Raw genomic sequence first — 20,808 nt, 5'->3', positions numbered from 1 at the left:
GGTAAAACACTTCTTTACTACAATACAAGCATATTACTTAATACTTTAAACCTACTTTTTTGAAAAATTTACTTATTACAATTATTGGCTTCTTAATACTATCGTGTACTCCTCAAAAAACAGATGAGTGGACCAATTTTAAATCAAAATTTATTAAAGAGTATGATAGCCTTAATATTTCGCCGTTACAGTTAAGTTATCAACAAAATATTGCGTCTATAAAAAGTGAAGACTCTGTTCTCCTTCAGTATGATTTTTTTATCAACATAAAAGAGCAGTTGTCCACAATTGATGTGCGTAACATATCAACAAAAGAAAAATTAAACTATGATTTAATTCGATACGAAACTGATTTAAACCTTGAACGATTACGTTTAGAAAAACAATGGAAAACTATAGCTACTGATAGTATTTCTACAAAAGGTTTATCCACTTTAAAAAACGGGAAAGAATGGTACACCTACTTTCTAAAAAAATGGGTTGATAAAGAAGCTACTCCAGATAAAATTTATGCCTTTGGTTTAAAAGAAATTGATAGAGTTAAACGAAATATGAAATCCATTCAAATACAATCTGGAATGGACAGTAGTACTTTTCAGGAATACATTCATTTACCTCAGTTTTATTATACTGATGTAGATTCTATTCAACTTGCTTTTGAGAGACTCAAAATTGAAATTGATACAACTGCCCCACTCTACTTTCCTGATGTAAACAAAATTACAAACCTGATTATTAAGCAAGGTACAATTAAACGAATGGCAATTGCTCCTGCGTATTATATGGATAATCAACAAACATTTTATTACAATTATTTTGATGCACCATATAACAAAAGACAAATTGCTTGGATTTATCTTCATGAAGGTATACCTGGACATCATTATCAAATAGATCTAGAGAAAAAAACGGATAGAACTGCATTACAAAATAAGTTTGAATATTACGGTTTTATAGAAGGCTATGCAGCTTATGTTGAAGAGCTTGGAGTAACACTTGGTGCTTATAAAACAATTTATGATGAACTCGGCAAATGGGAATGGGATCTGATAAGATCGGTAAGGGTAAGTATGGATGTTGGCCTTAATTATTACAATTGGACTGATGAAGAAGCATTACTATTCTGGCAAAAATATATTGTTGATCAAGATCAAATTGCTCAACGGGAAATTGCAAGAATGAAAAGATGGCCTGCACAAGTGGTTACCTACAAATATGGTGGTGGTAAAATTTTAGAATGGAAAGAAAAAGCGGCAAAGAAAGACGGATTTTCTTTAATTAAATTTCACGAAAAAATACTTCAATTTGGTAACACACCTTTTTCTGTTTTAGAAAATTATATTGACTTATAATAGATTAAAATTATAGCATAAAAAAACCTCGTTGGCAGTACCAACGAGGTTTCATGAACTTAACTCTCTCAATTTTTTTATCACTTATCTACTAAGCGCATTCATCTAACTTCTGATTATATAAACTGCTTTAGTTGATTTTTGTTTCATATTAAACAAAGTAAATTACTAATAGATGTGAACTCTAATTAGTGTCTCCAATTTCTATATTTATAAAAATAGTTCCCCTCATTCTCATTTATTTACATAACTAATACTAACAAACTCATTCAATTACAAGATACTGTCGTTGAGTAAATTAACTTAAAACAATTAAAATTATAAATCATGAAAAAGTTAATTTTATCATCTCTACTATTTATCACTACACTTTTAACACTTCAAGCACAATCAATTGAAACTGGTGTAGGAAAGCTCCAATATTTAAAAGATCATAATGCATTTATATCTGAAACTACAATAGAAGATATAAATAAAGATAACACGGCAGATGTTGCTTATTCTTACTCATATAATGCAAAAAAAGGTCTCATGACAATTAAAGTTATTAGTAAACCTGAATTTGCAAAATATGCTGAAGTTGCCGCTTCTAAAGCATATATACCTTTAGTAGAAGAGTATGGTATTAATTTATCCGAATGTACTAGAGAAGCCTACGATTACGATGTGAAATATGAGGTAACAATCACAATGCCTATTAATAAGAGTAAAGTAAATATCAATCAGAATGATATTTATATTGCAAAATAAATTTGTAGTAAACCATTAAGAGGTGTCAATATTAATTGGCACCTTTTTTTATGTTCCTACTTTTTAGAAAATTATATCGATTTATAATAGGTTAAAATTGATCTCATAAAAAAAACCTCGTTGGTAGCACCAACGAGGTTTCATGAACTTAACTCTCTCAATTTTTTTATCACTTATCTACTAAGCGCATTCATCTAACTTCTGATTATATAAACTGCTTTAGTTGAATTTATATTTCACATTAAACAAAATAAATTCCTAATAGATGTAAAGTGATAAATCTATCTTTAAGTTAGAGTATGTTCTGTGGTAATATTATTTATTTCTGTTGTTCACTAATTTCAGACTGAACAATAGATGTACAACAATTTTCACAGACTTTATGTAAATTATGTAACAAAAAACAGCCTTTTCACTAATAAAAAGACTGTTTTTATAAAATGAGTGAGTATTGATTTTAATACCTAGTAGCCCCACCGGGATTTGAATTAACTCTAATAATCAGATAGTTACATACAAACTGATCATCTATTGAACAACTTATATAATTCCTATCTAATATTTCGTTTTAAATAAAAAAAATGTATTTTTGTATTACACCAAGAAAGTTATGAGAAAGAATATATAATTTTTCTTTTTTCTCACTTTAATTTTCAGTTTATGCATTTTATCGCATTAGTTGGTGTATTTGGAGCTGTAAGCTCAGTTTTGATCGCAGTTGCTTCTGGTAAGCACTATGGAAACTCATCAAAAGTTGATGAAGATCTCAAAGATCTATTCGAAAGCTTTATAAAAAAGAGTTGACTCTTTTTTCATCTCCTTCAAAAGGTTAGGGTAATACCTAACCTTTTTATTTTTTGTTTACCCATACAAATATCTAATTAAAGCAATGAAATCTTTTGAAATTGAAAACTTTCGAACTTTCAAAAATAAAGGCTATTTAAAACTTAACGGTGTATCCATATTAACAGGTACAAATAGTAGTGGAAAAAGTAGTGTTATTAAACTTTTTAAAGTATTACATAACAATATTTCAAAAAAAGATAATGTCGATTTTTTTACAAGAATCTCTGAGCTTGATTATTCTTTAAGCTCAAACTTTGATTATACTCCTCATTTTTTAGGAGCTATGAATAATGTAATTTCTACTAATTCTAAGAATCCTAATTCCTTTAATTTCAATTTTAACTTTTTTCATGAAATCTTTGAGAACTTATCTTTTAAGATGGAGTATTCAAAAGATAATAAAAGCAAACTAAATAATGGGATATTACAATCATTCAGTATTTACGATAGTAATTGCAGTTCGAAAGAATTATTATTACAGGTAAGGATAAATGAAAACTTCAAAAATAAGACCCAAGATGAAATAATTCAATTTTTGTTAAATAACAATAGTAAAATTATACTTAAAGGAGATATTAATGACTCTGATATTTTTCATGGACAAATTAAAACAGAACCCTATTTCGAGATAAAAATAAATACAAACAACGTTTATAAATTAATTGATAAAGTATATAGTTATGCTCAAGATCAACACTGGGCTTATGAGATAAGTAGAAAACTTGTTTTTAAGGAGGTATTAACAAAAAAGGAAAAGTCAATAAGAAAAAAATTAGCTGATGAAAGAGGGTGGTCTTTTGATGAAAATTTTGAAGGTCATGATTATATTACAAGTCCATTAGATGATTATCTAAAATATTGGAAAGTTATAGATAGAGAAGGCAAAACGTTAAAATTTTCATCTGAGAAAAATAAATTTATTGACAGTTACTTGGATGATAAAACGGGAGAAGAAATTTTTACTAAAAACCTCAAAATATCTTTCAATCATAAATATAGACCTTTCAAAAAATATTCACCTCTCTTCACAGCCTTCAAATATAAAATCATTCCTTATGTATTAATAGATGAGTTTACTAATGAACAAAATGAGTTTATTTTGGATAAAAATGAAAGAATTGATTTTGCTAACAGTAAACATTCTACTTTTTTTAAAAAAGAAGAGATTTATAGATTCGAAGATGCTTTAGAAAAATACAATAATGTATATTCTTTATTATTTGACCTGCAAAATATTGAGAAAGAAATAATAGAGAAGAATATTAATATAAATATTGATTTTCAAGAAAATCAAATTACATCACAAAAAGCATTTAATAAGCTGTATCCTTATGGCTTACATGATGATATCGACGAAGTAAAATTTTTAAAAGACTTACTAAAGGAAGATAAAAACTTTATAAAAGTACCTAAATATCAAGAAATATATGATACCCTCATAAATAAAAAATTTGAAGGTATTGATGATTTAGACTTAATATTTAAGTACAACATTTCTCATGAGAGATTAATGTCATATATTATTTCAGAAATCAATGGTGAAATAAATAATAAAAATGATAATCATCCTTTTACTAAATTATTTGATGTTCTATTATCCAGTAATAATAATTTCATTTCAACTGTAAGCAACTTTAAGTTTATTGATATTATAAGAGGTAATATTGATAGATTTTATAATGATTCTTCGAGTCAAAATAATAGTTTTACAAAATTATTAATAGAATTTTCTAAAGCTAAAAATATATCTGATTCGGATTATAACTTTATTAATATTTGGCTACAAGAATTTGAGATTGCTGATGAATTAGTTATTAACAGAGATTCAAATAATTCTGGTACAGAAATCTATTTATTAAAAGACAAACAAAAGAGAATTTTAGCTGATTTAGGATATGGTATTTCTCAATTTATACCAATACTTCTTCACATAATTCTAAATAAAGAAAAAGTTATTTGTATTGAGGAGCCAGAAGCAAACTTACATCCAAAATTACAATCTTTACTTGCTGATCTTTTTGTTGATGCAATGAAAGATTATAACATTAAATTTATCATTGAAACACATTCTGAGTACCTAATCAGAAGACTTCAATATCTTGTTCTCAAAAAAGATGTTGATCCTCAAAATATTTCTTTAAACTACTTTAATGCAAACTCAAAAGATTCAATCTATGAAATCAATATTCTTGAAGATGGTTCATTAGATAAAGAATTTGGAGAAGGTTTTTTAGATGAAAATAAAGCTTTAGTATTAAGTCTTTTTACAGGGAATTATAGAAATAAAAACTAAAATGAAAAAATACCATTATCATTCTAATATAGAAGATGACTTTTTAGAGTCTTTAATTTCTATACCTCAACAAGTATTTTCAACTGACATTAGTCAAATTACTTCATTTTCTCATTTAATTACTTTTCTAAGTAATTATACAACTCTTGAATTTGATGATGAATTAATTAATAAATATCAAAAATATGATTTAATATACTATTTGTTGAGTGAGAAAAAAACAGGAAAATCCAAAGGAATTAATAATCATGATTCATTTTTAGATTTTGATTTTATAGATCAGAATACAATTAAAAGCTGGTCAGAAAAGAATCAAAATACCAAAGAATATAAAATAAACTCCAATTCTACTTTTTGTTGGTCACAAATAACAGAGTTAAACGAAAAAACTAATACAATTATAATTGCAGATCAGTATTGCCTTAATGAAACAATAGGTTATAAATCTTTTGTACAAAGCTTTAATAACCCGATAAGATATTTAAGTACAATTGAATCTAACTTTAATCATTCTAAATTTAATTTATTTTCATTTTTAGATGAAATATTATCTAAACAATTAGAGAATAAAAATTCAGAATATATAGAATTAATAATTATTTCAGGTTTTGATTATAATTATAAATATAATGGGACTTTCAACTCCTACAATTGTATGAGTGACTGGCAAGTAGAAATTGATAGTTTCATGAAAAACAAATACCAAAAATTGAATATAAATTTATCGCTCATAAATGATAAAAGTAAAAACATTCATGATAGGATGGTTATTCTAGATTCATTCTACCTTTCACTTGGTAACAGCTTTAATTTCCTTCTAAAAAATAACCAAGCTGGAGATACTCTGATAAAAGGCTTAGGTACCACCGTTGACTCAAAACCTCATACATTAATTAATGATGATATTCGATTTAATTTTGTCATTCATGAATTTTTAAAAAAAATCATCTCTTTAATTAATACTAATCCTCAATATTTTGAGATAAAAAGTACTATTCATAAAAGTTTTTCTGATCTATTTAATAGTTCTAAACTTTTAAAATATTCAAACGCTTATTAAACATATATGGAGATAGGATAAATTAAAACCCCACCTCCATATATTTTATTCATTCTCCAACACAATATCCTTCACTTTCTCAAAGTTATGAGCAACGCCAAGTGATATATCACTACCAATAGCGTTAAAGTGTTTTCTACCGCATTCGATTTTAAATTTCTCAGTTCCTCCAGTTTCACTTCTAATTTTAAATAACTCTTCTGACAATTCTTGAATAATTGAAACCTGATTATTATACAATTCAGACACTTTATCAAATAATTTTTTAGTTTCCTTTTTTGCTTTGATATTAAAAAAATCCATTAATTGATTTAGTTTAGGATATATTTGATGTGATTTTACAGAATTAATCAATTCTATTAGAAAAAAAATACACTTACAATTTATATGTTCTCACTTTAAACCAATCATAAGTTAAAGAGCCTTCTTCTAATCTATTTCACTTTCAAAAATATATTAGACAAAAAAAAACCAGAAAAAAAAGTTCTTTAGAAATGTTTACATTGTTTTATTACTCCCTCCCAACAATCCTCATCATCTGCTCTACCAAACTGCTCTTAAATACATCGTCCTTAATATAACTTTTATACATATTGATTTCCTTACGACGTTGTTCTGCCATTACCTCATCCGTAAGCAGTCGGGCAACTCCATCTATCATCCTATAATCCCACGCATTAATTTTACGACATAATCAAACACAACAATTATGTCAAGAAAAGAAGAAATGTACGCTCATCTAGAAGCATGGAAAGAAAGTGGTTTAACTCAAAAAGGTTATTGCGAACTACACGCTATAAAAGTACCTACTTTCAGTTATTGGGTAACCAAGTTTCGTGACAAAAAAAATGAGGGCTCACCTGCTCAATTTATTCCCATTTCTCCAACAAATCCTGTCGATCAAAAAATTACGATTGAATACCCTAACGGAGTAAAAGTTCATTTATCAAATACTGAACTTCTTAAAGAAGCGATTCATCTATTCTAATGTTATCCTTAAGAAATACAGATCATATCTATTTATACAGCAAGTTTACTGATATGCGAAAAGGGTTTAATGGTTTAAGTAATATCGTGATTTCTTTGATGGAAATGAATGTAGTAAGTGGTGATATCTATGTTTTCATCAATAGAAGTAAAGATAAAATTAAACTGTTACGTTTTGAAATAGGTGGATTTTCTCTTTATTATAAACGTTTAGAAAGGGGAACATTTGAACTTTCAGATGGTTTTGGACAGTGCGAAAGTATTCATTTAACCTCTGCTCAAATTATGATGTTAATAGAAGGCATTTGTTTAGAAAAAAGAAGTCAAAAAGTGCGTTTATAGTATCATTATTGCTATAAATAAGAGGTGAGTAAAGATGAGAAAATAGCATCACTGAAACAAACAAACACTTCTTTAAGTGAAGAAAACACACAATTAAAGGCACAGGTGGCCATGTTTTCAGAATATGCTTTTCGGAGCTAAATCCGAAAAGCGTAATTATACTGATATACCTAAAAATCAGTTGTCTATTTTTGAGGAAGAAAAACAGGAACCTACGCCAGAGGTCACTGAAATTACAGTCCCTGCTCACACAAGAAAAAAGAAAAAACCTGTTCGTACAGCATTACCAGAGAACCTGGAGCGTGTAGAGGAAATTATTGAACCTGATCACGATTTAGCAGGTTGGCGTAAAGTAGATGAAGATGTTACGGAAGTATTGGAGTGTGAACCAGCTCGTTTGTATGTTCGCAGAATTATTAGACCTCGCTACGTTAAAGAACAGGAAAATGGGGATAGTGTATTTAGTCAGTCGACTTTACCTTCCAATTTACCTTTTCCTAAATCTATTGCATCAGTCAGTTTAGCCGCTCAAATGGTAATCAGTAAGTTTGTAGATCACATTCCTATTCACCGTTTTATCAAGCAATTTGAAAGACAGGATGTTTATCTGAAAAATGCGACTCTGATTGATTTGCAAAAGAAAGTAGCAGATAAACTAACACCTTTATTCGAGATATTATCACAAAAAATAATGCAGAGTAACTATCTGCAAATAGATGAATCTACCATTAAAGTAATGGGAACAGGTAAAAAAGGGAAGGCGCATCAAGGTTATATGTGGTATTATCTGGATCCAAAAGAAAAAATTCTTTCCATTCATTATGCCAATGGAAGAGATCGGAAATATCTGAAAGAACACCTTGGAGATTTTAAAGGTTATGCCCAAACTGATAGTTATAAAGGATATGATTATTTTGAAAACACTACAACAATTACACATTTAAATTGTTGGGCACACGCACGTCGCTACTTTTTTAAAGCCTATAAAGGAGGCTATAAACCAGCTTCCGAAGTAGTTAATCTTATCGCCAAACTAACTCTATAAATTAGAGAAAACGTTTCAACCTGATACAAAAACAGAAGAGATTCAATTGGAGAGAGAAAAATATGCTATCCCAATTATTAATAAGCTCTTCGAATGGGCAAAGGAACAAAGAGTATTACCTAAAACCGATATTGGTGTAGCTATTACTTACTTTCTTCATCACGAAAAAGGATTACGTGAATATCTTAAGAACGGTGAGCTTCTCATTGATAATAACCCAATCGAAAATAAAATACGTCCGCTTGCAATTGGTCGAAAGAACTATATGTTTGCAGGCAATGAACAAGGAGCTTCACAGATCGCAATGTTTTATTCCTTTTTCGCTACAGCAAAAATGAATGATGTAGAACCATATAAGTAGCTAAAAAATACATTAGAAATTATTGATGAGTATCCAATCAATAAACTTAAGGAATTACTACCTACTAAATAAGTTGGTATAGGCATGTGTGCGGGTTGGCCGACTGCTTACATAGATGATAACTCTCCTTTCATAATTGAATAATTGATTGGAATAGGTGACTAATCATTTAATTCAGAAGTCGGTTTATAACTTATACTCTCCTATTCCAATCAATAAGTCATTTCCTACACTATCCTACATCATTTTTCTACAACTCTTTATTATAACCTTCCTTATTATACTTTAAATAGATATATGTATAAAAAATAAGAAAGATGTAGGATTGTAGGAACGTAGGATCATAAAATCATGGGAGTTGAAAAATTAAAAATGAGGAAAAAAATTGCGACAGATTTGCGACAAAACTATGCTAAAAAAGGGTAAAAACTACCTATTTTGCGTATTAACAAAAAAGTGCAAACCGCCTTAACTATACCGTTTACGCAGTTTGCACTTTTTCTAAACATAATGATTTAATCTCAGTGGCCTCACTGGGAATCGAACCCAAATCTCAGGCTCCGGAAACCTACGTACTAATCCGTTGTACTATGAAGCCTAAAAATAATTTTCACGAATATACACCCTATAGCACACTGAAACAACAAGGATATTTTCTATTTAAAAATAAAAAGATGTATTTTTAATACTCATAATCTTCAATTTTTCTATAAAATCATCTGAATGTCCTCGTTATCAATGAGAATACCTTCAAAACTTATACTCTTACTCTTCTTCTGTATTCTTTCATTATTTAATAATGTTCACGCTCAATGGATTCGTGCTGAAGTAAATCACGATGTTTTTATGCGTGATACTTATGTGAATGATAGTCATGTAATCATGACATTAGAAAAAGGGCATTCACTCTTAGCTCTGCCTATTGGTGGAAACGATGAATATGTTAGAGTCTGGGATTATAACTCTGGTAAAAGAGGTTTTGTGTACGGTCAGTACCTCACATTATATGATTCTCTACAAAGGGTTATTTTAAAAGATACAACTGCTGCTGGAACGTTGTCAAGAGGTGGTACTACGCTACACTTAGAAAACTTAAATAGTGAAGATGTAAATATCGAAATGGATCAAATCCCTTATTCCCTTCAACCCTATGAAGAAATTACACTTCGTCTAAAAAAAGGATACCACGGTATTTGGGTAAGTAGAGATGGGGCATTCCCTTTTTGGGGTGGTTTAAACTTGGCTGATAGTGCAGAATATGTTTTAAAAGTTGGGTCTGAAGAAGAGGTTTTAACTACAGATCTTGAGCCAATATATAGCCGGTCAGATACAGTAAAAATGGAATATCACCATGTAGATACTGTGAACGTAACACCTAAAGTAAAAATTGATACTGCTCGAATTGTAACGAATAAGCACCCTCAAGATCTTGAAAGAGCAAAAAGTACAATTGGTATTCGTGGCTATATAAAATTAGCTACTATTTATGACTTTAATGGACTATCTGATGTAGATAGATTTGTACCTGTAGAAATTCCTGTTGGCGAAAATAGAAATACACAAGATAAAGGTTTCTACATGGGCGCAAGGCAATCTAGATTAGGTTTTTCGTCTAACATAAAAGCTAAAAACGGATACTTAAAAATATATGTGGAAGGTGATTTTGCTGGTGGTGCAACCAATAAAATGTACTTCCGCTTAAGACAAGCCTATGCAGAATATGCATACCTTACTGTAGGGCAAACATGGACAACTTTTTCTAACCTAGAAGCCATTCCCTTAACCGTAGATAGAGAAGGCCCTAACAGTTCTGTTCTAATCCGCCAGGGTATGATTAGGTACGAGAAGAAAGTAGGTAATTCTGAAAATGAATTTGGTGTAGCTCTAGAAACTCCAACGGTTACTTTTACAGATTCTGTTGCTGTAGATCAAAGACAAAAATTTCCTGATATTGCCTCTAGATATAAAGTCACTTTTGATAAAGGACATTATCAAATATCTGGTTTATTTAGAGTTATTTCCTACACAGATATCAACACTAATAATGTAAGTAATACGCCCGGATATGGTATTATGTTTAGCGGTAAACAATATGTTCAAAATAAAGATAACATCCTTTACTTTCAGGCTGTGTATGGTAAAGGTATTAGTAGATATGTAAGAGCATTTAGAAATTACAATATGGATGCTTTCGTAAATACTGCCGACAATAGTATTTTTATTCCTAAAACAGCCGGAGGGTATCTATCTCTAGAGCACCATTGGTCTAATAAGTTTTTTAGTAACATAACAGGTGGTATTACATGGCTACAAACTGCTGCATGGCAAGCGGAAGATAGTTACCAAAGAAGTTATTATGGCAGCTTTAACTCGTATTGGTTTGCTTTTGATAGAATGCAATTAGGAGCAGGATATATATACGGTGTTAGAAGAAATAAAAACGGAGATAGTGGCTACGCATCTCGGCTACAAATGTATATCCGCTACGACATCTAATTTTTTAAATTGTTTTAAAAGCAGCTAACGTTTTTTTTTGAATTGCATGAAAAATACATTTAAAGTATTTTTATTTTTTTCCTTATATCTCCTGATATCACAAAGTGCATTCGGACAATGGATGAGAACATCCGTAAATAAAAAAACCGTTTTAAAAGATCATAGAACAACAAATAGTCCTATTCTTTTACAACTTGAAAAAGATAGAGATGTTTTATCTCTACCACTTAACAAAGAAAATGAGTACATAAGAGTTTGGGATTACATTACCGGTAAAAGAGGTTATGTAAATAAAAAATACCTAACCATAATAGACACCTTAGCTAAAGCTGATTTAATAACGCCTCCTGTAAAACATAAATTACACCGTGGTGGTGCTGTACTTAAAATTGAAAATATAGAAGATGAGAGTGTTATTGTAGAAATTGATAAAATACCCTACAATATTGCTCCTTATGCAGAGACAAAACTGATATTAAAAAAGGGAAATCACGGTTTCTGGGCATATAGAGATGGTGCCTTACCATTTTGGGGATCGATATTTTTACATGATAGCACAGAGCATATTTTAAAAATTGAAACTACCGCAGAAAAGGATGTTATTATTGCTGATATAGAACCGGTTATCCATAGAAAAGACACTGTTGTTATAGAAAGTCATTTTAAAGATGTGGTAAAATTATTACCTAAAATTAAAATGGATTCTTCTAAAATTGTAGATAATACCCACCCTCAAGATTTAGCAAAACCTGTTAATAATGTAGATATTAGGGGGTATATAAAACTAAACGGACTGTATGATTTTAATGGCCTAACAAGTACAGGTGGGTTTGTACCTTATAAGATTCCTGTTGGAGAAAAAAATGTAGAAAATAGAGGTTTTTACATGGGGGCTAGACAATCTAGACTTGGTTTCTTTTCTAGAATAAAAACAGACGAAGGCTACATCAAATTCTATGTTGAAGCTGATTTTGCTGGCGGAAGTGTCTCTTATGATTATTTCAGACTAAGACAAGCTTATGTACAATATGGCTATTTAACAGTAGGTCAAACTTGGACTACTTTTACAGATCTATATTCAACTCCTCTTACTGTAGATAACGAAGGTCCAAGTAGCTCATCATCTACAAGACAAGGATTAATACGTTTTGAGAAAAAAGTAGGAAACAGTAATAATGAGTTTGCTATTAGCTTAGAAACACCTACTAAAAACTTTGGAGATACAATTGCAATTGATAGCAGACAATTATTTCCAGATGTGGCATCAAGATATAAAATTGAATATCCTACTGGGCAGTTACAATTTGCAGGGTTATTTAGAGTACTCTCACAACATAACGTTTATGATGATGTTGTCACCAAAGTTGGATATGGGCTAATGGTTAGTGGTAAGAATAGTACTACTAACGAGAAGCATAAATTTTATTATCAAGCAATTGGCGGTAGAGGTATTACTCGCTACATTTCTGCTTTTTCCTCTTATAATTTAGATGCCGTAGCAAGTCCTACAAAAAACATCTATATTCCTTTTACTTTAGGAGGGTACATCACGTATGAATATTACTTCCATAAAAACTTATTTATCAATTTCGTGACAGGGTTTTCTTGGATTGATAATTCTGTTTGGCAACCTGGTTCCACTTTCGAAAGAAGTTATTACACTAGTGCAAATATGTTTTGGTTTCCTTTTGACAGGATGCGGGTAGGTGGAAGTTTTGTACAAGGAGCACGCGTAAATAAAGATCAGGAAAGAGGAGATGCCTCAAGATTTCAGATGTATATTCGTTATGACATTTAGAGTTTTATATCAAACCTGTCTTTCATTTTTTGTATTCTGAAATTAGGGACATCATGTATTGATGAACTATTATGTCGGTTTTCAACAATTACTGTTGATACTTCGTAATTGTGTTTTTCTGCTAAAAGAAAATAACCTCTCATCTCTTTTTCAGTAGTAAAAGTATTTGATACAATAATCAACTCCTGTTCTCTACCCATACAATAAGCTGTCATTTCCTCACATTGTTTGTGTGCAAAAGGTAGTTTTTTAGGGTCAAAAAAGTAATTTCCATTTTTATCAACCATAAAATCATCTGCTTCTATAGAGCCTCCTAAAGACGCTGCTAATGTAGATTTCCCTGCTCCAGGAAGCCCTCTCAATAAAATTAATCTCTTCATTCCTAAAAAAAATAACTCGATTTATTCAATGTTATCATCAATATCAGTTAAATTTAATGAACGACGAACAAAAAACATAAATTTCTCATCACCATGATTCAACTACAACACATTACTTTTAATAAATTGAGTATCATAGAAAAAGCAGAAATTGTTCAATATTTTTCTGACTTTTTAAGTACAATGTATCGACTTGGTAAAAAGCACGAACTTTATAATTATGATGGCTCGTATATTCAAGTAAAATACAAGACGAGTGATCTTTTTGACAATGAAATTGAATCTATCTATGAATTAGATCGTCTGCTTCCATTTTGCCCTAAAATTGATTGGAAAAAATTATTAAAAAAATAAGTAGTCACCCATAACTAATAAAATAATTATGGATGACTACTTTAAACTTAAAGGTCATGTCTCTTAAGAAATTGCCTTTCTATTTTGCATTTAGTTCTGCAATTTTCACTATCATTTTTGTTGCTTCTACCATTGTTGGAACAGGAACATACTCAAAACGAGAGTGCATGTTATGTCCACCTGCAAAGATATTTGGGCAAGGTAAACCCATATAAGACAAACGAGCACCATCTGTACCTCCACGAATAGCTTTTACATCTGGTGTAATTTCTAATGCTTTCATGGCTTCTAAAGCTAGAGTAACAATATGCATATTAGGTGTTACCTTTTCTTTCATATTGTAGTACTGATCAGTAATAGATAATTCAATTGTTGCCTTATCATACTCTCTTTTAAAGTCTTTGACTAAAGATTCTAAATGATCTTTACGTGCCTCAAATAACTTACGGTCGTGATCTCTTATAATGTATTCTAACTTTGTTTCTTCAACAGAACCGCTCATTCCTAGAAGATGAAAAAAGCCTTCGTAACCAGAAGTAGTTTCAGGAGTTTCATTATCAGGTAATTTTGTTGCAAATTTTGCCGCAATATTCATGGAGTTAACCATTTTACCCAATGCTGTACCAGGATGTACATTTTGACCTTTAAAAGTTATTTCAGCACCTGCAGCATTAAAGTTTTCGTATTCAAATTCACCCATCGGACCACCATCCATAGTGTAAGCCCATTCTGCATCAAACTTTTCTACATCAAAAAGGTCTGCACCTGCACCAACCTCTTCGTCTGGTGTAAAACAAATTTTAATTTTACCGTGCTTAATTTCTGGATGCTGAACAAGGTAATCCATAGCAGTCATAATTTCTGCTACACCTGCTTTATCATCAGCTCCTAAAAGCGTTGTACCATCTGTAGTAACAACAGTTTGCCCTTTATAAGCTTTAATTTCTGGAAAGTTATCCGTTTTTAAAACAATACCTTCTTCCTTATTTAAAACAAGATCTTTTCCATCGTAATTTTCCCAAACAATAGGTTTTACGTTTGCTCCTGTAAAATCTGGAGTTGTGTCTACATGAGCCACAAAACCAATCGTTGGCACTACTTTATCTATATTAGAAGGTAAAGTTGCCATTATGTAGCAGTTATCATCTAAAGTGATGTCTTCTAAACCTATTTCCTTTAATTCTTCAACTAGTAATTTTGATAAATCAAATTGTTTTTGAGTACTAGGTATTTGCTTTAAGCCCGGAACAGATTCTGTGTCGATTTTCACATAACGTAAAAATCTTTCTAATAATTTCTCCATTGAATTGATCGTTTTAATATTTAATCAAATATACAATTCAAAGCGTTTTCAACCGATAAAAGTTGCATTCTAATTGTCAACGTTAATAAATCTGCAAAAAAATTAAACTTTTTGATTGGTAAAATCACAATTAAACTTGTTCATTACTACTTTTTTGTAACTTGCAGGCTGAATTTATTCTAACAAATTAGAAACACACACCATGAAACTGCTAGAAGGCAAAAACGTTTTGATTACAGGTGCGTCTAAAGGTATTGGACGTTCAATCGCAATTCGTTGCGCGGAACATGGCGCAAATATAGGTTTTACATACCTTTCAAGCGTTGAAAAAGGAGAAGCACTAGTTGCTGAACTTGAAGCGTTTGGTATTAAAGCAAAAGGTTACCGTTCTGATGCTTCTAAAATGGAAGCTGCTGAAAAATTAGTTCAAGATTTCACAACAGATTTCGGTGCATTAGATGCGTTAATTAATAATGCAGGTATTACTAGAGATACTCTTTTAATGCGTATGACTGAAGATCAGTTTAATGAAGTAATTAGAGTAAACTTGAACTCTGTGTTCAATATGACTAAAGCTGCTACTAAGACTTTCTTAAAGCAACGTAACGGTTCTATCATTAATATGAGTTCTGTTGTTGGTATATATGGTAATGCTGGACAAGCAAACTATGCAGCCTCTAAAGCAGGTATTATTGGTTTTACACAATCTGTAGCTAAAGAATTAGCTCCTCGTAACATTCGTTGTAATGCTGTTGCTCCTGGTTTCATTGAAACTGAAATGACAGCTACTTTAGATCAAAAAGTAAAAGACGTATGGTTGGCAGACATCCCTATGAAGAGAGGTGGTAAGCCAGAGGAAGTAGCAGATCTTTGTGTATTCTTAGCTTCTGATATGTCTACATATATTACTAGACAAACTATTCAGTTGACTGGTGCCATGAAGTCATAATACTTTATTAAAACCTTATAGAATATTGAAAGGCTTCCAGTAATGGAGGCCTTTTTTATTTTGTCTAGTTTAAAACATAGATTTTGAAAATAAAAAAGCCCTAGATTTTTAACCTAGGGCCACTCACTGATTTGGTGTGTGCGAGTTTTAGTATAAGCTCATTTTTGGGTTATGTTGAGCTTAGTCTAACTATATATCTTATTACTCACAAGATTCACAGTCATCTACGTAAGCAACTTCTGTATCAACCTCTTCTGCAGTGTAAGCAGAAACTGTTAAACCGTTGTCTAATACGTTGTTGATTGTAACATTATTATGAATATCAAAACCTTTTTTAGCAGAAGTAACTTTTACGTTAAGGAAAGAACCTTTAGCTCCTTCTCTTACTCTAAATGCAGTAGTTTTACCTAAAACACCTTCTACTGTTACATTAGTTACCTTAGCATTAGTATAAGGCTCTGCTGAGTTATTTCTGCTATTGTTATCAATTTCAAAAGCTTTATCAAATGATCTAGAATCATCATGAATTACCCATAAGTTAGTAAGTGAACCTACATAACCATGTGCCCAGTCAAAAGAATCATCTTCACAACCTACAGAAACTAAGTTTTCACCACTAACAGTTCCACCAAACCACTCAAGGCCATCATCTGTACCTTTAAATGCTTGTAAGTTTGATAATTCTGTTCCTGAACCAACTGCTGAGAATGTAAATCCGTTGTGTTCCGACTCATCTCCATATTTGAAACCAGAGAATTCTACACGTACATAAGATAATACTCCAGAATCATCTGTAGCATCGCTTCCGCCATATTTTACGCTAGAGTCAACTTCTGGAGAAGCTTCACCTTTTGTATCACCATTATTAATTGGTGCACGACCGTTTAATAATAAACCACCCCATGCTCCTGGGTTTTTATCTTTAGCTGTAAATACAATCATATTAGCTGCAGTACCTTGTGCATCAATCATTGCATCTTGAACTACCATTACATAAGAGTCTGGAGTTTGTGCTTCGATTACTGTACCTGCTGCAATAGTTAACGTTTTTCCTGCAGGAACTTTAACTGCTCCTGAAATAGATACATTACCAGACCACGACAATTGACTATCTGTAAGTTCGCCTGATGTGATTGTTAAATCAAAAGCACCAGATACAGAAGTACCAGCATAGTCTAATCCTTTGGCCCAAGTTGGTAAAGTACCAGCTCCTGTGCCTGCTCCGTTTGCTACAATTTTACTTGCTGCATAAGCTTTATCTTGTAATCTATCACTGTCAGTACCAGTAGTATCACCAGGATTATCACCAATTATATCGTCTATTGGACCTGTAACGCTATCAGAATCACATGAAAATGTAAATAATCCGATTAATGCTGCGATTGCTACCTGTCTAAATTGCTTTTTCATAATTAAAAAACGTAAATTTGTCTTAAGAATTAATTTTTAATTTTTAGAAAAGAGAGAGTGGATCGGTTTTTACTCCCTCTTTTTTTTTGTTTATTAGAAACTGTACTTGAATCCAAGCTTAGCATCAAGTCCCCTCTTATAAGTTTCTACAACACCTGTTGTTCCGTTCGTAAACTCTTGTTCAAGAGTAATTTCAGGATTTAAGATGTTCTTAACAGATAAGTCTAAACTGATTTTTTCGCCAATCTTGTTTTTCCAGATAAAGTTTAAAGTTCCGTATGATCTTTCGTAGATATCACCTGCTCCTTGAGAACCTGCAGCTACAATACGATCGCCGAATGTGTTATATGTAACAGTGAATGTTGAAGTAACATTATCACTGAAGATATTTGTTTCGTGAGAGACGTTTGCGTTCACCATATAAGGAGAAGCGCCATACATTGCTCTTTGTTGGTTAGTAAACTGACCATCTGAACCACTTAAATCTGTTTCAGAAGCTAGTAAAGTTAAGTTTGCTCCAACATTTGTTCTTTCCATCCAAGAACCACCTGTTTTAAAGATGTTAGACATTCTTTTACTAATCTCTAACTCAACACCAGCTACTTTAGATGTACCAGCATTTACGTAAGTATATTCTGTAATTGCAGATGCTTTAGTTACTAATTCAATAGTGTTATCAATTTGCTTAGCAAAAACACCTACTGAGAATAATTCTCCTGCATTAGGGAAGATCTCATATTTAAGATCAAAGTTTAAAACATCTGAGTTTTCTAGGTCTGGGTTACCTACAATTTTCTGACCGTTTGCGAATGTGAAACGGAAAGGAATTAACTCTGACATCATTGGACGAATTAACGTCTGTGATACTGCAAAACGAATATTTGATTTTTCATTTACCGTATATTTTAAACTTAATGATGGTAAGATGTTATTTGTTTCTTTAATATCTACATTGTTTGGAGCAGTTGGGTCTGTAGTTCCTTCATTTTTATACGTTACTTCTTGGTAACCTTGCTCGTATCTTGCTCCAATGTTTGCTTTTAATTTTTCAGGTACTAATTCGTAGCTATAATCTGCATAGAATGCATTTACATTCATCACTGCATTAAATTTAGTATCGTAACGTACAATTGGTTTGTAAACTAAAGTACCGTCAGCAAAGTTTTGATCTAAATCTGGTTGAGGATTATCGATATCAATTCTTGGAGGAGCTCCTTGAATACTTAATGTAGACATCCACCATTCAAAAGTTCTATCTTTAAAAGATCCATTGTAACCTACCGAGATATTACTTCTATAAGAATCATTATACTCATTATAGTTACCTAAACCATACGTTGCTCCAACTCTTGCAGACCAAGTATTTTCGTTCATATCACTCCAGAATCTATGAGAATCATCTGGTGCATTTGCAAAAAGTATACCTGAAAACTCACCATCTGTATATTCTAAATCTCTATAAGTAATCTGACGTCTGTCTGGCTCTTGGCTAGAAGATTTAGAGTAACCTGCACCCCAAGTTAATTTTAAACGATCATTCTCTAAGAACTTATGATCACCTAATAATTGGTGGATATTTACAGTATTTTGAGTGTATGTATTTCTTTCTCTAAAGATTGGCTCTCCTCTACCTAATTCTTCGTGCTTACCTTGAAGGTCTAAAACACTATTAGCAGACTCGTTAATAAAGATATTATTGAAAGAGATATTGTTCTTGTTATTGATCTTATAGAACATATTTGCCATAGCTGTTGTGTTAGTGCTATAGATATATTCTTTTGAATCGTAGTTGTTAATTGTAGTTCCTTCTGCTCTGTAAGTTCTTTTTACACCTTCTCTGATTTCGTAATCGTTATCAAAAGATGCTGATGCTACAAAACCAAAAGCACTTTCTTCTCCAAATTCATAGTAGTTACCACCTGCAGCACTAAAGCTCATATTAGGACCTGCTGTTTTATATGATGGAGAGAATGAGTTGTCATAAGAATTAGGAACTTGTCTATCTGCCATTTCTGATGGTAAAGCTCTACCGTTTCCTGTAAAACCAAATGCTTCCATATCACCATCGTTAAACGTTTTAAATCCGTTTCCTGTAGCTATAGAGTTATACGCTCCTGCTAAACCGATAGTGAAAAAACCTTCGTCTGGGTAATCCTTAGTTACAATGTTTACAGTTGCTCCTGCAAAATCACCATATAAAGAAGGATTGAATGTTTTATTGATATCAATGTTTCTTACTACATCTGTAGAGAATAAACCTAGATCAATTACTTTTTTATTAGGATCTGTAGAAGGAACAGCTAAACCATTAACTGTTGCATTATTATATCTATCACCTAAACCTCTTACAAAAAGACCACCTCTTTCTGCTTTAGTAACTCCTGTTACGTTAGCAACAGCGTCTTCTGCATCAGAAATACCTTTAACAGACATTTCTTCGGCTCCAATTGCCTGAATCATCACATCTGCATTTTGTCTTTCAACCATTAATGCACCTGCTGATTCTGTATTTGCTTTAGCAACAATTTCCACAGCTTCTAATTCATGAGCATCTGCTCCTAAAGAAAAATTAACTACTGTTTCTTCTCCTGCTACAACTGTAATTTCTTGTGTTGTTTTTGTGTATCCAATAAACGATGCCACTAATGTGTAAGTTCCTGGATCTGCATTAAACTGGAATTTTCCGAAAATATCCGAAGATGCTCCAGTTGTTGTTCCCTGTAAAGAAACACTTGCACCAATAACGTCTTCACCGTTATCAGCGTCTTTTACATTACCCTTAACAATACCTTTCTGAGCAAAGGCTGTAAGTGAGATTAAGATGAGTGCGAACGAAATAAATAATTTGTTCATTGCTTTGTTAAATTCTTTTATACTAAAACCGTGTTTACCAAATCACATTGCAAATGTAGGGTTCGTATATGTTGTAGTATTTTAGAAATCTTAAACTTGTTGTTAAATAAATCTACTCTAATATGAATCTAATGTTACATGAAGTTGTGAAGAGATGTTATAAACAAAATATACAATGGTAGGATTAGCTAAATTTTCATTGATTCAATAGATTTGAGTAAACTTTTTA

18 protein-coding genes and 1 tRNA gene are annotated in these 20,808 nt (G+C 31.4%); 13 read left to right on the top strand and 6 right to left on the bottom strand.

Annotation, left to right across the window (positions count from 1 at the left end; translation table 11 throughout):
• Positions 1-59: 59 nt before the first annotated feature.
• From EI427_RS01205 to EI427_RS01190, 5 genes are all read left to right on the top strand, one after another.
• Entirely contained in the window at positions 60-1,352 is a 1,293-nt protein-coding gene (locus EI427_RS01205; RefSeq protein ID WP_126610845.1) for a DUF885 domain-containing protein, read from the top strand.
• Between the two features lie 327 nt (positions 1,353-1,679).
• Entirely contained in the window at positions 1,680-2,102 is a 423-nt protein-coding gene (locus EI427_RS01200; protein WP_126610844.1) for a hypothetical protein, read from the top strand.
• A 660-nt stretch (positions 2,103-2,762) separates the two neighbouring features.
• Entirely contained in the window at positions 2,763-2,906 is a 144-nt protein-coding gene (locus EI427_RS25835; protein WP_155523269.1) for a hypothetical protein, read from the top strand.
• Positions 2,907-2,991: 85 nt separating this feature from the next.
• Positions 2,992-5,241 carry an AAA family ATPase gene (locus EI427_RS01195; RefSeq protein ID WP_126610843.1) on the top strand — a complete coding sequence of 750 codons (2,250 nt, stop codon included), beginning with the start codon at positions 2,992-2,994 and terminating at the stop codon, positions 5,239-5,241.
• Position 5,242: 1 nt separating this feature from the next.
• Entirely contained in the window at positions 5,243-6,301 is a 1,059-nt protein-coding gene (locus tag EI427_RS01190) for a hypothetical protein (protein ID WP_126610842.1), read from the top strand.
• Between the two features lie 45 nt (positions 6,302-6,346).
• On the opposite strand, the gene EI427_RS01185 is transcribed toward EI427_RS01190, so the two are convergent.
• Positions 6,347-6,655: a hypothetical protein gene (locus EI427_RS01185; RefSeq protein ID WP_205727888.1), complete on the bottom strand. Its 309-nt coding sequence runs from the start codon at positions 6,653-6,655 to the stop codon at positions 6,347-6,349.
• A 355-nt stretch (positions 6,656-7,010) separates the two neighbouring features.
• Here EI427_RS01185 and tnpA point away from each other — a divergent pair, with 355 nt between their 5' ends.
• The 4 genes from tnpA (at position 7,011) to EI427_RS26305 (ending at position 9,036) form a co-directional block, all read left to right on the top strand.
• On the top strand, positions 7,011-7,289 hold the full coding sequence (gene tnpA / locus EI427_RS01180) for an IS66 family insertion sequence element accessory protein TnpA (protein WP_126610840.1): 279 nt from the start codon (positions 7,011-7,013) through the stop codon (positions 7,287-7,289).
• Positions 7,289-7,630, top strand: a complete 342-nt coding sequence (tnpB, locus tag EI427_RS01175) for an IS66 family insertion sequence element accessory protein TnpB (protein WP_126610839.1) — start codon at positions 7,289-7,291, stop codon at positions 7,628-7,630. The genes tnpA and tnpB overlap by 1 nt, the downstream gene beginning before the upstream one ends.
• A 124-nt stretch (positions 7,631-7,754) precedes the next feature.
• A complete protein-coding gene (tnpC, locus tag EI427_RS01170; protein ID WP_126610838.1) occupies positions 7,755-8,675 on the top strand; it encodes an IS66 family transposase in 921 nt (306 codons plus the stop codon).
• Positions 8,676-8,721: 46 nt separating this feature from the next.
• Positions 8,722-9,036: an IS66 family transposase gene (locus tag EI427_RS26305; protein WP_262708873.1), complete on the top strand. Its 315-nt coding sequence runs from the start codon at positions 8,722-8,724 to the stop codon at positions 9,034-9,036.
• A gap of 525 nt (positions 9,037-9,561) precedes the next feature.
• Here EI427_RS26305 and EI427_RS01160 read toward each other — a convergent pair.
• Positions 9,562-9,634: transfer RNA gene (locus tag EI427_RS01160), tRNA-Arg, on the bottom strand.
• 125 nt (positions 9,635-9,759) lie between these two features.
• Between EI427_RS01160 and EI427_RS01155 the strand changes: the two genes are divergently transcribed.
• A complete protein-coding gene (locus EI427_RS01155) occupies positions 9,760-11,532 on the top strand; it encodes a DcaP family trimeric outer membrane transporter (RefSeq protein ID WP_126610836.1) in 1,773 nt (590 codons plus the stop codon).
• Between the two features lie 46 nt (positions 11,533-11,578).
• The gene (locus EI427_RS01150; RefSeq protein ID WP_126610835.1) at positions 11,579-13,330 is read left to right on the top strand and encodes a DcaP family trimeric outer membrane transporter; all 1,752 of its coding nucleotides are present in this window, start codon (positions 11,579-11,581) and stop codon (positions 13,328-13,330) included.
• On the opposite strand, the gene EI427_RS01145 is transcribed toward EI427_RS01150, so the two are convergent.
• Entirely contained in the window at positions 13,327-13,710 is a 384-nt protein-coding gene (locus tag EI427_RS01145) for an AAA family ATPase (protein ID WP_126610834.1), read from the bottom strand. The two genes, EI427_RS01150 and EI427_RS01145, sit on opposite strands and share 4 nt — an antisense overlap.
• Before the next feature lie 93 nt (positions 13,711-13,803).
• Here EI427_RS01145 and EI427_RS01140 point away from each other — a divergent pair, with 93 nt between their 5' ends.
• Positions 13,804-14,064, top strand: a complete 261-nt coding sequence (locus tag EI427_RS01140) for a hypothetical protein (RefSeq protein ID WP_126610833.1) — start codon at positions 13,804-13,806, stop codon at positions 14,062-14,064.
• Between the two features lie 79 nt (positions 14,065-14,143).
• Here the strand turns inward: EI427_RS01140 and pepT are convergent, their stop codons facing one another.
• Complete coding sequence (pepT, locus tag EI427_RS01135) at positions 14,144-15,367, bottom strand: peptidase T (RefSeq protein ID WP_126610832.1); 1,224 nt, start codon at positions 15,365-15,367, stop codon at positions 14,144-14,146.
• A 202-nt stretch (positions 15,368-15,569) separates the two neighbouring features.
• Here pepT and fabG point away from each other — a divergent pair, with 202 nt between their 5' ends.
• The gene (gene fabG, locus EI427_RS01130) at positions 15,570-16,316 is read left to right on the top strand and encodes a 3-oxoacyl-[acyl-carrier-protein] reductase (RefSeq protein ID WP_126610831.1); all 747 of its coding nucleotides are present in this window, start codon (positions 15,570-15,572) and stop codon (positions 16,314-16,316) included.
• Positions 16,317-16,517: 201 nt separating this feature from the next.
• Here fabG and EI427_RS01125 read toward each other — a convergent pair whose 3' ends face one another.
• Positions 16,518-17,726, bottom strand: a complete 1,209-nt coding sequence (locus EI427_RS01125; protein WP_126610830.1) for a hypothetical protein — start codon at positions 17,724-17,726, stop codon at positions 16,518-16,520.
• Between the two features lie 93 nt (positions 17,727-17,819).
• On the bottom strand, positions 17,820-20,579 hold the full coding sequence (locus EI427_RS01120; RefSeq protein WP_126610829.1) for a TonB-dependent receptor: 2,760 nt from the start codon (positions 20,577-20,579) through the stop codon (positions 17,820-17,822).
• Positions 20,580-20,808: the final 229 nt, after the last annotated feature.

This window comes from Flammeovirga pectinis, from assembly GCF_003970675.1.
Lineage (GTDB): Bacteria > Bacteroidota > Bacteroidia > Cytophagales > Flammeovirgaceae > Flammeovirga > Flammeovirga pectinis.
Note: the sequence above shows the minus strand (reverse complement) of the source record. Positions and strands in the feature narration are given on the sequence as shown.